The organism is Vibrio sp. 1580 (assembly GCF_033340055.1).
In genome coordinates this window covers 1-507 of sequence record NZ_JAWOVT010000794.1, presented here as the reverse complement: position 1 = coordinate 507, position 507 = coordinate 1, and the positions used below count along the sequence as shown (strand labels likewise).

At 43.8% G+C, this 507-nt stretch carries 1 pseudogene; it reads right to left on the bottom strand.

From position 1 onward, the window contains the following. A pseudogene (locus tag R7093_RS28430) lies at positions 1 to 341 on the bottom strand (EAL domain-containing protein); the annotation flags it as partial. Positions 342 to 507 lie beyond the last annotated feature (166 nt).

Genomic DNA, 507 nt, shown 5'->3' with positions numbered 1-507 from the left:
ATGTTTTTCACACGAACTAAAATGGTGGCGTTGTTGATGTCGAAGGCTTGAGTCGTGTAATTGCTGTTATCGCTCCACTCGTTGAACGCTTTTTGGCTGACGGGAACCACCGCCTCTGGCGTGACCAAGCAGCGAATATTAAAGCGATCCAACATCATGCTGGATTCAACGAGCTTTACGTTATCAAACAACCCTTTTAGTTGGTCTTCATCAGCATAGCAACTCATCTGAGACAGGCTGTCGGCAATGTCCAATGCGCTATCTAAATAGTTGTGTTTCACAATACTGTTGATGGCGTAATAGCAGACCGAGAAAAAGATAGCTGTAGTAACCAGCAGCACCCAAGCGATGTCTGTATATATCCTTTTATTCCGCAAGCAAATACGAAGGGCTTTTCTGACGCTGTTTTTCGTGTGTTGGTTGATTCTCTTTTGTTGATAGATGCCGCTTTGGTGAGTATGTAGCATGGTAAAAGGGATGAAATATCCCGTCCTGTGAATGTTTTCT